The organism is Nocardia sp. A7, assembly GCF_046549215.1.
GTDB lineage: Bacteria > Actinomycetota > Actinomycetes > Mycobacteriales > Mycobacteriaceae > Nocardia.
The window spans coordinates 747,793-761,782 of sequence record NZ_JAJPWE010000003.1; the positions used below are offsets into that span (position 1 = coordinate 747,793).

Genomic DNA, 13,990 nt, shown 5'->3' on the forward strand with positions numbered 1-13,990 from the left:
TCACACGCCCGCTTCTTCGGATTCGGCCTTGCGGCGCAGGTTCTCCGCCACCTCGGCCTCCCACGCCTGGTTCGCCTTGGTCGTATCGACCTCGAATTCGAAGCGCTGGGTCATCTTCTCGGTGACATCGGCGATGTCGACGTAGAACTGGTCGTACCAGCGACGCAGCTGGTAGACCGGGCCGTCCTCCTCGCAGAGCAGCGGATTCTCGACCTTGGACTTGTGCTTCCAGATCTCCACATCCTGCAGGAACCCGTCGCCGAAGAAGTTGGCCATCGTCTCGGCCAGCTTCTGCGCGGCATCGTCGGGCAGGCCCTTGGGCTTCTCGACGGTGAGGCCCCACTGCAGCACGAACGAATCCTGGCTGACCGGGTAGTGGCAGTTGATCAGCTGAACCTTGATCTCGTAACCACTGTAGATGTTCACCAGCGGATTGATCATGTAGGACGGCCCGAAGTAGGACGCCTCCGACTTCAGCAGCGTGTCACCGCCGTGCTTGGCCGCCATGCCGACATCCGGGCGACCCTTGGTCTCCAGGAACTGCGTCGCCACATGGCCTTCGAAGACGTTCTTGAAGAACGTCGGGAAGGCGTAGTGGATGTAGAAGAAGTGCGCCATGTCCACGACGTTGTCGATGATCTCGCGGCAGTTGGCGCCCTCGATCAGCAGCGAGTTCCACGTCCAGTTGGTCCAGCCGCTGTCGTGGGTCTCGGTCGGATTGCCCTGCGCGTCGGTGTACGGACCCTCGATATGCGGGATCGTGACCTCCGGGGGCGGTTCGTTGCCCTCGTGGTCGTGCCAGACGAACAGCTGACCGTTGCGCTCGAGCGTGGTCCACTTCCTGGTGCGGGCCAGCGGCGGAACGCGGCGCGCGTACGGAATCGCGGTGCACTTTCCGCTCGCGCCCCAGCGCCAGTCGTGGAACGGGCAGGCGATGTCGTCGCCCTTCACCGTGCCCATGCTCAGATCGCCGCCCATATGCCTGCAGTAGGCGTCGAGCACGCGGAGCTCGTCGTTGGTATCGGTCCACACGACAAGCTTGGTACCGAAGATCTCCACCGCGTGCGGTTTACCGTCGCGGTAGGTCGACGCGAGGCCGATGCAGTGCCAGCCGCGCGCGAACCTCGTCGGCGGTGCACCGACATCGAGTTCCCTCACCTTGGGGTTGATCGCCATCCCGAACCCTCCTCGTTCACTAGAACACGTTACAAAACTGAGCCACTTCACGCCAGTTGTCCAGCGAACTTCTGTACTTACTCCTGTTATATCCGAGGTAGGGCGATCTTCTCGACAGAAATGAGAACCTGTTCTAATCTCAGAGTCGAACCAAGCAGACGAATAGAACCGGTTGTCGATCCGACACAGGCAGGAGCGGGCTCCGAAATGACGCAAGAAGTGACCGAACGGGTCGAGGCACTGCTGCCGACGCTGCGTGAGCGCGCGCAGGAGGCCGAGGACCTGCGCCGCATCCCCGAAGAATCCATGAAGGCGCTGCAAGAGACCGGTTTCTTCCGGCTGCTCCAGCCCAAGCAGTGGGGCGGCCACGCCGCCGACCCGGTGGTCTTCTACGACAGCGTGCGCAAGCTCGCCAGCGCGTGTGGTTCCACCGGCTGGGTCGCGGGCATCATCGGGGTGCACAACTGGCACCTCGCGCTGTTCGATCAGCAGGCCCAGCAGGACGTCTGGGGCGATGACACCGATGTGCGCATCTCGTCCTCGTACGCGCCGATGGGTGCCGGACAAGCCGTCGACGGTGGTTACATCGTGCGCGGCTCGTGGGCCTGGTCCTCGGGTTCCGATCACGCCACCTGGGCGGTTCTTGGCGGTCCGGTGATCAAGAACGGCAAGCCGGTCGACTTCGGCAGCTTCCTGATCCCGCGCTCGGACTACCGCATCGATGACGTGTGGAATGTCGTCGGCCTGCGTGGCACCGGCTCGAACACCGTCGTCGTCGAGGACGTTTTCGTCCCGACGCACCGGTTCCTGAGCTTCCGCGCGATGAGCGAGGGCCGCGCGCCGGGCATCGAGCAGAATCCGGACGCCGTGTACAAGATGCCGTGGGGCACCATCCACCCCACCACCATCTCCACGCCGATCGTCGGCATGGGTTACGGCGCCTACGAGGCGCACGTCGAGCACCAGGGCAAGCGCGTGCGCGCGGCCTACGCCGGCGAGAACGCCAAGGACGACCCGTTCGCCAAGGTGCGCGTGGCCGAGGCGGCCAGCGATATCGACGCCGCGTGGCGTCAGCTCTCGGGCAACGTCGCCGAGGAGTACGCGCTGCTGCTGGCGGGCGAGGAGGTGCCGTTCGATCTGCGCGTGCGCGCCCGTCGCGACCAGGTGCGTGCGACCGGTCGGGTGATCGCCTCGATCGACAAGCTCTTCGAGTCCTCCGGCGCGACCGCGCTCGCCAACGGCACTCCGCTGCAGCGCTTCTGGCGTGATGCGCATGCCGGACGGGTACACGCGGCCAACGATCCCGAGCGCGCCTACGTCATGTACGGCACGCACGAGTTCGGTCTGCCCGTCACCGACGCCATGGTGTGAGCCGATGACCCGGACCGCTGAACTGACCTACGAAACGACCTCACGCTTCGCGCAGGTCACCCCCGATCTGAAACTGCACTACCACGAAGCCGGTGTGGGCAACGCGACCACGATCGTGCTGTTGCACGGTGGCGGACCCGGCGCCTCGGCGTGGTCGAACTTCGCCCGCAATATCCCCGTGCTGGCCGAGCACTATCACGTGATCGCGCCCGATCAGCCGGGATACGGCAAGTCCGACAAGCCGATCGACCACCCGCAGTACTTCGTGCACAGCTCCAACGCACTGCTCGCGCTGCTCGATCACCTGGAGATCACCGACCGGGTGCACCTGCTCGGCAACTCCCTCGGCGGCGGCGCCTCGGTGCGGTTCGCACTCGACCACCCCACACGCGCGGGCAAACTCGTGCTGATGGGTCCGGGCGGGCTGAGCACCAACCTGTTCGCGCCCGACCCCACCGAGGGCGTGAAGCTGCTCTCGAAGTTCACCTACGAACCGACCAGGGACAACCTGGAGAAGTTCCTGCGGATCATGGTCTTCGACCAGTCGCTGGTCACCGACGAACTGATCGACGAGCGGTTCGCGCTCGCCAACACCCCCGAGTCGCTGGCGGCGATGAAGGCGATGGGCAAGTCCTTCGCCGGTGCCGACTACGAGAAGGGCATGCTGTGGCGTGACGCGTACAAACTGCGTCAGCCGGTACTGCTGATCTGGGGTCGCGAAGATCGGGTGAACCCCCTGGACGGCGCGCTCATCGCCACCAAGGTGATCCCGCGCGTCCAGCTGCACGTATTCGGTGGCTGCGGGCATTGGGCGCAGCTGGAGAAGTTCGACGAGTTCAACCGGCTCACGGTCGATTTCCTCGGGGAGAAGTAATGAGTATTCGTGCCCTCGGCTACATGCGCATCGAGGCCACCGACATGGCGGCCTGGCGCGAGTACGGCCTCAAGGTGCTCGGGATGATGGAAGGCACCGGGCTCGACCCCGATGCCCTCTACCTGCGCATGGACGATTTCGCCGCGCGACTGGTGATCGTTCCCGGCGAGCAGGACCGGCTGCTGGTCTCGGGCTGGGAGGTCACCGACGCCCGCGGCCTGCAACAGCTACGCGAGACCCTTGGCAAGGCTGGAGTCGCCTTCACCGAGGGCACAAAGGACGAGCTGGGTGAGCGCCGGGTCGAGGGCATGATCCGGTTCCAGGACCCGTCCGGCAACACCCTGGAGGCGTTCTACGGCGCGCAGTACCTGGGCCGCCGCTTCGTGAGCCCCTACGGCCACAAGTTCGTCACCGCCGAGCAGGGCCTGGGGCACGTCGTGCTGACCTGCACCGACGACGCCGCCGCACAGGCGTTCTACCAGGACGTACTCGGCTTCCGGCTGCGGGACTCCATGCGCCTGCCGCCACAGATGGTCGGCAGGCCCGCCGACGGCGACCCGGCCTGGCTGCGCTTCTACGGCTGCAACCCGCGCCACCACGCGCTGGCGTTCCTGCCGCTGCCGAATCCGACCGGCATCGTGCACCTCATGGTCGAGGTGGAGAACTCCGACGACGTCGGCCTCTGCCTGGACCGCGCCATCCGCAAGAAGGTGAAGATGTCGGCCACCCTCGGTCGCCACATCAACGACAAGATGCTGTCCTTCTACATGAAGACTCCCGGCGGGTTCGATATCGAATTCGGCTGTGAGGGACTCGAAGTCGACGACCACGACTGGGTCGCCCGCGAATCGACCGCGGTCAGCCTGTGGGGTCACGATTTCACCGTCGGATTTCGGCAGCAATAGGAACGGCGGCCAGGGACATGACCGAACAGACACCGGCGATCGACGGCAGGCAGTTCCGCACTGTGCTGGGACAGTTCTGCACCGGCATCACCGTGATCACCGCGCTCGATCCGGACGGTGCGCCCATCGGGTTCGCCTGCCAGTCCTTCGCCGCGCTCTCCCTCGACCCGCCCCTTGTCCTGTTCTGCCCCACCAAGGGGTCGCGGTCGTGGGCGGCGATCGAGGTGGCGGGCAAGTTCTGCGTGAACGTGCTCTCCGAGGAACAGCAGCCGGTCTGCGCGCGCTTCGGTTCGCGTGAACCCGACAAGTTCGCCGGAGTCGGTTGGCGCACTTCCGAACTCGGCGTGCCGGTGCTCGACGACTCACTGGCCACGATCGAGTGCACCGTCGAGTCCGTTGTCGACGGCGGCGACCACTACATCGTCATCGGCTGGGTGCACGCCCTGTCGGAATCCGAGACAACCGCAGGCCGCCCCCTGCTGTTCTATCGCGGCCAATACACCGGCATCGAGCCGGACAAAACCACTCCGGCGCCCTGGCGCGCGGACCTGGACCACTTCCTCACCACCACCAGCCTCGACACCTGGCTCTGAATCGATCGGGCGTGGCCGCGCACTGTGCGGCCACGCCCGCTTCTTTATTCTTAAGTGCTCATTCGTTGAGCACTTTGGCTTGGACAATGGTTCACATGACCATCGAATACCTCATCTGCGCCGACGCGAGAGCTTGGGAATCGTGGCTGTCCGCCCACCACTCGTCCGCGGACGAGGTCTGGGTGCGCATCGCGAAGAAGGGCGCACCCGAGCCATCGGTGACGATCACCGAAACCCTGGACGGCGCCCTCTGCTACGGCTGGATCGACAGCCAACGCCGCAGCCTCGACACCCACCACTACCTGCAGCGATACTCCCCCCGTCGAGCTCGCAGCCCCTGGTCGCAAGTCAACGTCGCCAAGGCCGAAGCCCTTATCACCGCCGGATGCATGCAGCCCGCCGGATACGCGTCCATCGAGTCGGCCGTCGCCGACGGCCGCTGGGCAGGCGCGTACGAGCGCCAACGCACCGCCGAAACCCCCGCCGACCTCCACACCGCCCTGTCCACAACCCCCGAAGCCCGAACCGCCTACACCGCCCTCAGCCGCTCCGACCAGTACCGACTGTTCCTCCCCATCCTCCAAGCAACCACCCCCCAAGACCGCACCCGACGCATCGCCCACGCGATCACCACCTTGAAATCAAGATCACCAGGCCCGCAGGGATTTCCGCTCTCTGGCGATAGTGCCGTGGTGACCTGGTGATCCATCGTCCAACTGGGCACCCCGCGCGTTCAGCGCCGCCACCACGCGATCGATGACGATGTAAGGGCGGTTACGCAGCAGATCGGCACTGACGCGAATGATCGACCAGTAGTCGATCAGCAGCAAGCGGGTCAGCGATTCCGGCGGCGACTCGGCGCCGGGATCGACCAGCCCGAGTACAGCGCGCGCCCGCGCGCAGCCACGCACCCGTTGGTGAACGTCGGCGAAGGCCAGAGCAGTCGAGGGGTCGAGGCCGGTGGCTCGGCACAGGGCGTCGAGGGCCGGGATGGCTTGGTCGCGGGGAAGTCGACAGGTCCAGTGGACCGCCGCCTTGGCCCGGCCGATCGCATCGAGCGGTCTGCCTTTGCGCGAATACACATCCGGCACAACTCGCTCGAAGTCATGGCGCAACTGGTGTCGCGTGAGCGCGCCCGCCGCCAACGCCCACGACCCCACAAACGGTTCATCGATTACCCCCATGCCGCGAGATCGTCCCCCACCCCACCGACAAGCGGATTCACGAGCTGAACTCCGCACGGAGGCAAGCGAACAGCCCCCGAGATCACTCACGCAGGGCGGCGACGATGAAGAGTCGGGTTGGACACATGATCACCAGGCCACCAGAAATTTTCGCTCTCGGGCGATGGTGCCGTGATGGCCTGGTGATCAGTAGTCCAGATCAGGCAATCCGCAACGACACGTCGCTGAGGACCGGCGCGTCGTCTCGTTCGACCACGGTGACGACCGCGATCAGCTCGTCGGCCTCGCGCCAGACCTTGGTGCGCAGGGTCTCGCCCGGGTAGAGGACGCCGGCGAATTTGGCGCGGAAGCCGCCTACCCGGCTCGCGTCGCTGTCGAGCAGCGCGTCCGTGATGGCCTTGCACACCGTGCCGTAGGTGGACAGGCCGTGCAGGATGGGGGCGGGAAAGCCTGCGCCACGGGCGAATTCGGGGTCCGAGTGCAGGGGGTTGCGGTCACCGGACAGGCGGTACAGCAGGGCCTGCTGCGGCATCGTCGGGGTGAGCAGTTCCGCGTCGGGCGCGCGGTCGGGCAGTTCGGTGCGGGTGCTCGGGCCGCGCTCGCCGCCGAAGCCGCCCTCGCCCTTGGCGAAGATCGAGGACCGGACCGTCCACAGCGGTTCACCGTCGGACCCGGTGACGGTGTGCTCCTGCACGATCACCGCGTTGGCGCCCTTGTCCCAGATCTCGGCGATCCGGCCGACCGAGACCGCCTTGCCGGTGGCGGGAATCGGCTTGTGCACCAACACTTCCTGATGGCCGTGCACGACCTTGGCCAGGTCGATCTCGATGCCGGGGAAGCTCACCTTCGGCGGCTCGGTTTCGCCGAGGGTCGGCGCCACCGTCGCGAACGTCGGCAGCACCTGGGGTGTGCGATCGTCGAGATAGGCCAGCTCGGCCGGGTCGGTGGGGCGGGCGCCCGCGCCAAGGCCGAGGTGGTAGAGCTGCACGTCGGTGGGTGTCCAGCTGAACTCGCGGGCGGGCAGTGTCGCGCCGAGCGCGGTCGCCAGATCAATGGGCATTGGTTACTCCTGCATTTCTGCTGAGTGTGCGTGGCTTGTTCGGGCTGACGCTCATGCGTTCGCCTTCGCCGAGTCGGTCGACTTCTTGGCGACGATGTCGAGGACCGCCAGGTACGCGAAGGTGATCGCGGGGCCGATGGTGGCGCCGGGGCCCGCGTAGGTGTGGCCCATCACCGGCGAGCTGGTGTTGCCCGAGGCGTAGAGACCGTCGATGACGGAATCGTCCTCGCGCAGCACACGTCCGGCGGTATCGGTGACCAGGCCGCCCTTGGTCCCGAGGTCGCCGGGCACCATCTTCGCCGCGTAGAAGGGGCCCTGCGACAGTTCGGCCAGGCACGGATTCGGCTTCACGGTCGGGTCGCCGTAGTAGCGGTCGTAGTGGCTGTTGCCGCGGCCGAAGTCGTCGTCCTTGCCCGCGGCGGCGAAGCCGTTGAAGCGTTCGATCGTCGCGGTCAGGTTGTCGACGGGCACACCGATGCGCTCGGCCAGTTCCCCGATGGTGTCGGCCTTGACGATGTAGTCGTTCTCCATCCAACGCGACGGAAAGCGCTGTCCGGGTTGCAGTCCCGCGAAGATGTAGCGGTTGCGGTAGCGCTGGTCGAACACCAGCCAGGCCGGGATGTTCTCGCCGGGGCCCTCGCCCTGACCGTACTCACCGCCGTACATGGTGTGCACCGCCTCGACGTAGGGGGCCGACTCGTTGCCGAACCGCTCGCCGCGGTCGTTGACCATGATGGTGCCGGGCAGGTTCCGTTCGGCCAGCGCGAACCAGGGCTTGCCACCCTTGAAGATCGTCGGACCCCACCAGGCGTCCTCCATGAACCCGACCGTCGCACCCACTGCCATACCCGCGAGGATGCCATCGCCGGTGTTGGCCGCAGCACCGGTTGTCCACTCAGTGGTTATCGGCTGACGCTGGTACTTGGCCCGCATGTCGGCGTTGTGCTCGAACCCGCCCGCGCCGAGGATCACTCCGTAGCGCGCGGTGAACGTGACTTTTTCGCCGTCGGCGACGGCCTTGACACCGGTGACCCGCCCGTCGGTGACCACCAGCTCGGTGAGCGGGGTGTTGAGCAGCACCGGCACGCCCGCGTCGAGCAGGCCCTTGCGCATGGCGGCGATGATGGCCTGGCCCATGCCGAGCAGGTGCTTGCCGGTCCACTTGGCCAGGTAGGTGCGCGCGCCGACGCGCAGCGCCCGCATCATGCCCTTGGGGTGCCGGCGGATCAGGTTGAGCCGCACGAAGTCGGCCTGCATGACGACCACGTTCAGCGGCGCCTTGGCGTAGGGCGGTTCCAGATTGGCCAGTTCCGCGCCGAGCACCTTGCCGTTGAACGGCGTCGGCTCGCACGAACGCCCCTGGCCGAGGCCGCCCGGCGCCTCGGGGTAGTAGTCGGAGTAACCGGGAACCCACTTCATCTTCAGCGGGGTGTGGTCGAGGACGAAGTCGAACGCCTCGGAGCCACGCTCGAGGTAGGTGTCGATCTTCTCGGCGGGCACCACGTCGCCGATGATGCTGTGCAGGTAGGTGCGCGCGTCCTCGCGGTCGTCGGGCCTGCCGGACGCACGCAGCGCCTTGTTGCCCGGAATCCAGACGCCACCGCCGGATCGGGCCGTCGACCCGCCGTAGTGCGCGGCCTTCTCCAGCAGCACGACACTCAGTCCCTTGTGGGCCGCGGCGAGGGCAGCGGTCATCCCAGCGGCGCCGCTCCCGACGACCACGACATCGTATTCCCGATCACTCATGTAGAACACGTTATAGAAGGGCTCGGTTGTTGGACAGATAAAAATGGAACTCAGTAGAACATGTTGCAGAAATCACCAGATGTAGCGTTGTATTGTCAGGTGAACGGCTGACGCTGAATTGGGAAACCGGTTACAGTTTTGGCGTCTAGATCCTTCCGACCGTGCTGCCAAGGAGGTCCGCGTGCTGCCTGACGCGGTACGAACCCAACTCGCCGACGAACTGGCCCGCGCCGAAGACGAGCGCGTCGCCGTATTGCCGCTCGTCGACCGGTTCCCCGAGATCGATGTGGTCGATGCCTACGAGATCCAGCTGCTCAACATCCAGCGTCGGCTCCGGTCCGGCGCGAAAGTGGTCGGGCACAAGGTGGGGCTCTCGTCGAAAGCGATGCAGGAGATGATGGGGGTCGACGAGCCCGACTACGGTCACCTGCTCGCCGACATGGAGGTCTACGAGGACGTCCCCGTCGACACCTCGAAGTTCCTGCTGCCCCGGGTGGAGGTCGAGGTCGGGTTCGTCCTCGGCGCCGACCTGCCCGGTGAGGACTGCACCGAAGCCGACGTGTTGGCCGCGACCGTCGCGTACGCGCCCTCGATCGAACTCATCGACTCGCGCATCAAGGACTGGAAGATCGGCCTGACCGACACCATCTCCGACAACGCCTCCTCGGCCGGGTGGGTCCTTGGCAAAGAACGCGTCGCACCCGGCGACATCGACATCAAGGCCATTGACGCCGTGCTCACCCGCAACGGCGAGGTCATCGCCGAGGGCCGCAGCGACGCGGTGCTCGGCGATCCGGTGATCGCCGTCGCGTGGCTGGCACGCAAGGTCGCGACCTTCGGGGTGCGGTTGAAGAAGGGCGACATCGTGCTGCCCGGTTCCTGCACCCGCGCCATCGACGCCCGCCCCGGTGACGACTTCCACGCCGAGTTCTCCGGGCTCGGGTCCGTCCGTCTGCGTTTCAGCTGAACTTCACTAGGAGACACCGTGACCAGCAAAGTCACCGCCGCGATCGTGGGGTCCGGCAATATCAGCACCGACCTGCTCTACAAGCTGCTGCGCTCGGACAAGATCGAGCCGCGCTGGATGATCGGCATCGACCCGGATTCGGAGGGGCTGAAGCGGGCACGCGGGCTCGGTCTGGAAACCTCCGCGGAGGGCGCGGACTGGCTGCTCGCCCTCGACGAGAAGCCGGATCTGCTGTTCGAGGCCACCTCCGCCTACGTGCACCGCGCGTACGCGCCGAAATACGAGGCCGCCAGCATCCGCGCCGTCGACCTCACCCCGGCCGCGGTCGGCCCGGCCGTGATCCCCGCGGTGAACCTGGATTCGCTGCGGGATGCGCGCAACGTCAACATGATCACCTGTGGTGGTCAAGCCACGATTCCCATGGTGGCGGCGGTGTCGCGCGTCGTGCCGGTGGCCTACGCCGAGATCGTGGCGTCGGTGGCCTCGGTATCGGCCGGTCCGGGAACCCGCGCGAATATCGACGAGTTCACCAAGACCACCTCCAAGGGTGTCGAGACCATCGGCGGCGCGCAGCGGGGCAAGGCCATCATCATCATGAACCCGGCCGAGCCGCCGATGATCATGCGCGACACCATCTTCTGCGCCATCCCCGAGGACGCTGATCGAGATGCCATCTCCGAGAGCATTTTTCGTATGGAGAAGTCGATCCAGGAGTACGTGCCCGGTTACCGGCTGCTCAACGATCCGCAGTTCGACGAGCCGTCGGTGATCTCCGGTGGGATGGCGAAGGTTTCGATCTTCGTCGAGGTCGAAGGCGCGGGCGATTTCCTGCCGCCCTACGCGGGCAACCTCGACATCATGACCGCCGCTGCCACCCGCGTGGGTGACGTGCTGGCCGACCAGATCATCTCGGCTCGGGTGTAAGGAGTTTCGACCATGAACAATATCCTCAAGCCCTTCTCGGGCGAACTCGATGTGCGTGTCACCGACACCTCGCTGCGCGACGGCTCGCATCACAAGCGTCACCAGTTCACCGTGGCCGAGGTGCGCGATATCGTGGCGGCCCTTGATGGTTCGGGTGTCCCGGTTATCGAGGTGACGCACGGTGACGGTCTCGGTGGTTCCTCGTTCAACTACGGTTTCTCGAAAACCCCTGAGCAGGAGCTGATCAAGGCTGCCGCCGAGTCCGCCAAGCAGGCCAAGATCGCCTTCCTCATGCTGCCGGGCGTCGGCGTCAAGGAAGACATCAAGATCTCCCAGGACAACGGCGCGTCCATCTGCCGTATCGCCACCCACTGCACCGAGGCGGACGTCTCGATCCAGCACTTCGGTCTCGCGCGCGAACTCGGTCTGGAGACCGTCGGTTTCCTGATGATGGCCCACTCCACCACGCCGGAGAACCTGGCCGCACAGGCCCGCATCATGGCCGACGCGGGCTGCGAGTGCGTCTACGTCGTCGATTCCGCGGGCGCCCTCGTCCTCGAGCAGGTCTCGGACCGCGTCTCGGCCCTGGTGGCCGAACTCGGCGACGACGCCCAGGTCGGCTTCCACGGCCACGAGAACCTCGGCCTCGCCGTGGCGAACTCGGTCTACGCCGTACGCGCGGGTGCCACCCAGATCGACGGCTCGGCGCGCCGCTTCGGTGCGGGCGCGGGCAATCTGCCGGTGGAAGCCTTCATCGGCGTCTGCGACAAGCTCGGCATCAAGACCGGCGTCGACTTCTTCGCCGTCACCGACGCAGCCGAGGACGTGGTCCGCCCGGCTATGCCGTCGGAATGCCTGCTCGACCGCCAAGCCCTGATGATGGGCTACGCGGGTGTGTACTCCAGCTTCCTGCGCCACGCCGAACGCCAAGCCGAACGCTACGGCGTCTCCGCCGCCGAAATGCTCGTCCGCGCGGGCAAGCGCAAACTCGTCGGCGGCCAGGAAGACCAGCTCATCGACATCGCGTTGGAACTCCAGCGCGAAGCTTCCGTCACCGCCTGACAAGACACTTCTGACGGCGTGACCCGGCACCTCGGGTCACGCCGTTCGTCGTTCGTCACCGCGTGAGCGCACCGGCGGCGAGGTAGTCGTCGCCGCCGACGAAGTACGTGTGGCCGTCGGCGACCGCTTCGGTGCCTGCCCGAACGATCACACCCGCGAAGTCATCGACAGTGGGCAACGGGCCTGCCGCGCGGCGGGACTCGACACTGCCCGGGTCGCGCCGTTCCAACAGGCGCACGATGATCGTCCCGTCGATCATGTCGCCGGACACCACCGTGAAACCGACTCCGCGCTCCCGGAATTCGGGAATCAGCGCACGTAGCGCATCCTCGCCTGCCCGCTTGCTCCGCGCGATCGGCGTGTAACCCGGAGGCACGTTGTCGTTGTCGTGGATGAAGTGCGCCTGATGGCTGGTCACGAACACGATCCGACCACCCTCTGGCATCAGCGGCAGTAGCGCCGTCGCCAGGTTCACCTGCGCATCCCGGTTGAGCCGGAGTGCGTACCCGGGGTCGGCATCTCGCTCCAGCCCACCGGATGCGTTGAGTACCAAAGTGTCCAGTCGCCCGAACAACCGGCCGACCTCCTCGACCATCGCCTCGACAGCCGCCGGATCGGACACATCGGCACCGAGCACCGAGGCGCTCCCGCCCGCCGCAACGATCCCGTCCACAACATGCTGCGCCCGCTTGCGCTTCTCCCGGAAGTTCACGACGACGTGCGCCCCCGCCGCCCCGAACTGCGCGGCCGATTCCGCCCCGATCCCGCGAGAGGCCCCGGTTACCAGCACGATTCGCTGATCTGTCGCATCCATCGTCGATCTCCTCGTCCATCCCGACCGGCCGTCATGCTTCTGATTCAGAAGCAACTATCGTGCTTCTGAATGAGAAGCGCAACCGGCGACGAACCCTCGCAAGCGATCCTGGCCGCGATCGACCTACTCGGCCAGCGCTGGATGCTGCGCGTGATCTGGGAACTGGAGCCCGGCCCCCTCGGCTTCCTCGACATCCGCCGACGCATGGGCAACTGCTCGTCGAGCATGCTCTCGGACCGGCTACAGCAACTCCAGTCCGCGGCGCTGATCCGCAAGAACGGCGCACGCGGCGCCTACGAACTCACCACCGAAGGTGCCCTTCTCGCCGAATCCCTCCAGCCCCTGTGGGACTGGTCCGAGAACCGGACGTCCTCCGGCGACGGCAACGGCCGAATCCCGTGGCGGCCCGACCGCTAGTCCATTGATCGCCGGAAAACCGCTGGACAGGGGCGATATAACTGGCTGATGAGCGAGGATGCATTGTTCTGCGATACCGGCATGGCTGCACGGATCGAGCGGATGGAGACCGATGCCATTACCGGTGGGGTGAGCGCGGGGCTCCGTAGGGGGACAGTGGAGTTCAGTGGGTTCGCGCAGGAGATCGCTGGTGGCGCGGCATGTTTCGCGGGGCCCGGGTCCCCACTGAACAAGGTCGTCGGTGTCGGGTTCGCCGGAGTGCCGACGGTTGCGCAGTGGGACGCGGTCGAACAGGCTTATGCCGAGGTGGGGGCGCCGGTTCAGGTGGAATTGGCGCATCTCGCGGACCCACGGATCGGCGCCGACCTGACCGCCCGCGGGTACCGGTTGACGTCGTTCGAAAACGTTCTCGGCCTGCGTCCGAGGGGGCGCGCCTGGCCGACACCGCAGTCGGTCGAGGTGCGTCGCGATGACGAGAACGGATTCGATACCTGGCTCGATATCGTCGTCGACGGCTTCGCCCACCCCGACGACGACGGTCTACCCGCCCACGAAGAGTTCCCCCGCGACATCCTCGCCGCTGTCGTACGAGACCTCGCCGCCGCCGGCAACACGCATCGCTACCTGGCCTACCGGGACGGCATTCCCGCAGGCGGCGGCAGCCTCCGCATGACAGGCGGCATCGCCGCGCTCGCCGGGGCGGCGACCCTGCCCGAGCACCGTCGACAAGGCGTCCAAACAGCGCTGCTCTCGGCCCGCCTCGGTGCCGCGGCCGCGGCCGACTGCGACCTCGCGGTCGTCACCACCGAGCCCGGATCCAAATCCCAGAAGAACTCCCAGGCCCAAGGCTTCGCGCTGCTCTACACCCGAGCGGTGCTGGTCAAAGACCCCGCATGA

The 13,990-nt window shown here is 66.3% G+C and carries 15 protein-coding genes; 10 read left to right on the forward strand and 5 right to left on the reverse strand.

Annotated elements, in window-relative coordinates; all coding sequences use genetic code 11:
- A complete protein-coding gene (locus ACLJPD_RS21325; protein WP_410874370.1) occupies positions 1 to 1,176 on the reverse strand; it encodes a Rieske 2Fe-2S domain-containing protein in 1,176 nt (391 codons plus the stop codon).
- Between the two features lie 207 nt (positions 1,177 to 1,383).
- Between ACLJPD_RS21325 and hsaA the strand changes: the two genes are divergently transcribed.
- The 5 genes from hsaA (at position 1,384) to ACLJPD_RS21350 (ending at position 5,623) form a co-directional block, all read left to right on the forward strand.
- Positions 1,384 to 2,547: a 3-hydroxy-9,10-secoandrosta-1,3,5(10)-triene-9,17-dione monooxygenase oxygenase subunit gene (gene hsaA, locus ACLJPD_RS21330; protein ID WP_410874371.1), complete on the forward strand. Its 1,164-nt coding sequence runs from the start codon at positions 1,384 to 1,386 to the stop codon at positions 2,545 to 2,547.
- Between the two features lie 4 nt (positions 2,548 to 2,551).
- Entirely contained in the window at positions 2,552 to 3,421 is an 870-nt protein-coding gene (gene hsaD / locus ACLJPD_RS21335; RefSeq protein WP_410874372.1) for a 4,5:9,10-diseco-3-hydroxy-5,9,17-trioxoandrosta-1(10),2-diene-4-oate hydrolase, read from the forward strand.
- Complete coding sequence (gene hsaC, locus ACLJPD_RS21340) at positions 3,421 to 4,326, forward strand: iron-dependent extradiol dioxygenase HsaC (RefSeq protein WP_410874373.1); 906 nt, start codon at positions 3,421 to 3,423, stop codon at positions 4,324 to 4,326. Before hsaD ends, hsaC begins: the two co-directional genes overlap by 1 nt.
- Positions 4,327 to 4,343: 17 nt before the next feature.
- Positions 4,344 to 4,919, forward strand: a complete 576-nt coding sequence (gene hsaB / locus ACLJPD_RS21345) for a 3-hydroxy-9,10-secoandrosta-1,3,5(10)-triene-9,17-dione monooxygenase reductase subunit (protein WP_410874374.1) — start codon at positions 4,344 to 4,346, stop codon at positions 4,917 to 4,919.
- A 95-nt stretch (positions 4,920 to 5,014) separates the two neighbouring features.
- Entirely contained in the window at positions 5,015 to 5,623 is a 609-nt protein-coding gene (locus ACLJPD_RS21350) for a YdeI/OmpD-associated family protein (protein ID WP_410874375.1), read from the forward strand.
- On the opposite strand, the gene ACLJPD_RS21355 is transcribed toward ACLJPD_RS21350, so the two are convergent.
- The 3 genes from ACLJPD_RS21355 to kstD form a co-directional block, all read right to left on the reverse strand.
- Positions 5,567 to 6,103 carry a hypothetical protein gene (locus tag ACLJPD_RS21355; protein ID WP_410874376.1) on the reverse strand — a complete coding sequence of 179 codons (537 nt, stop codon included), beginning with the start codon at positions 6,101 to 6,103 and terminating at the stop codon, positions 5,567 to 5,569. The genes ACLJPD_RS21350 and ACLJPD_RS21355 overlap by 57 nt on opposite strands.
- A 199-nt stretch (positions 6,104 to 6,302) precedes the next feature.
- A complete protein-coding gene (locus tag ACLJPD_RS21360) occupies positions 6,303 to 7,163 on the reverse strand; it encodes a MaoC/PaaZ C-terminal domain-containing protein (protein ID WP_410874377.1) in 861 nt (286 codons plus the stop codon).
- Positions 7,164 to 7,214: 51 nt separating this feature from the next.
- The gene (gene kstD / locus ACLJPD_RS21365) at positions 7,215 to 8,918 is read right to left on the reverse strand and encodes a 3-oxosteroid 1-dehydrogenase (protein WP_410874378.1); all 1,704 of its coding nucleotides are present in this window, start codon (positions 8,916 to 8,918) and stop codon (positions 7,215 to 7,217) included.
- A gap of 172 nt (positions 8,919 to 9,090) precedes the next feature.
- Here kstD and ACLJPD_RS21370 point away from each other — a divergent pair, with 172 nt between their 5' ends.
- Genes ACLJPD_RS21370 through dmpG form a run of 3 tightly spaced genes read left to right on the forward strand, consistent with a single transcriptional unit; the run spans position 9,091 to position 11,862 of the window.
- Positions 9,091 to 9,876, forward strand: coding sequence for a 2-keto-4-pentenoate hydratase (locus tag ACLJPD_RS21370; RefSeq protein WP_410874379.1), 786 nt, complete (start codon positions 9,091 to 9,093; stop codon positions 9,874 to 9,876).
- Between the two features lie 18 nt (positions 9,877 to 9,894).
- Positions 9,895 to 10,800 carry an acetaldehyde dehydrogenase (acetylating) gene (locus ACLJPD_RS21375; protein WP_410874380.1) on the forward strand — a complete coding sequence of 302 codons (906 nt, stop codon included), beginning with the start codon at positions 9,895 to 9,897 and terminating at the stop codon, positions 10,798 to 10,800.
- Between the two features lie 12 nt (positions 10,801 to 10,812).
- A complete protein-coding gene (gene dmpG, locus ACLJPD_RS21380; protein ID WP_410874381.1) occupies positions 10,813 to 11,862 on the forward strand; it encodes a 4-hydroxy-2-oxovalerate aldolase in 1,050 nt (349 codons plus the stop codon).
- A gap of 55 nt (positions 11,863 to 11,917) precedes the next feature.
- On the opposite strand, the gene ACLJPD_RS21385 is transcribed toward dmpG, so the two are convergent.
- Positions 11,918 to 12,676, reverse strand: a complete 759-nt coding sequence (locus ACLJPD_RS21385; protein ID WP_410874382.1) for an SDR family oxidoreductase — start codon at positions 12,674 to 12,676, stop codon at positions 11,918 to 11,920.
- Between the two features lie 69 nt (positions 12,677 to 12,745).
- Between ACLJPD_RS21385 and ACLJPD_RS21390 the strand changes: the two genes are divergently transcribed.
- Together ACLJPD_RS21390 and ACLJPD_RS21395 are read left to right on the forward strand one after the other, a co-directional pair.
- A complete protein-coding gene (locus ACLJPD_RS21390; RefSeq protein WP_410874383.1) occupies positions 12,746 to 13,093 on the forward strand; it encodes a winged helix-turn-helix transcriptional regulator in 348 nt (115 codons plus the stop codon).
- A gap of 48 nt (positions 13,094 to 13,141) precedes the next feature.
- A complete protein-coding gene (locus ACLJPD_RS21395) occupies positions 13,142 to 13,990 on the forward strand; it encodes a GNAT family N-acetyltransferase (protein WP_410874384.1) in 849 nt (282 codons plus the stop codon).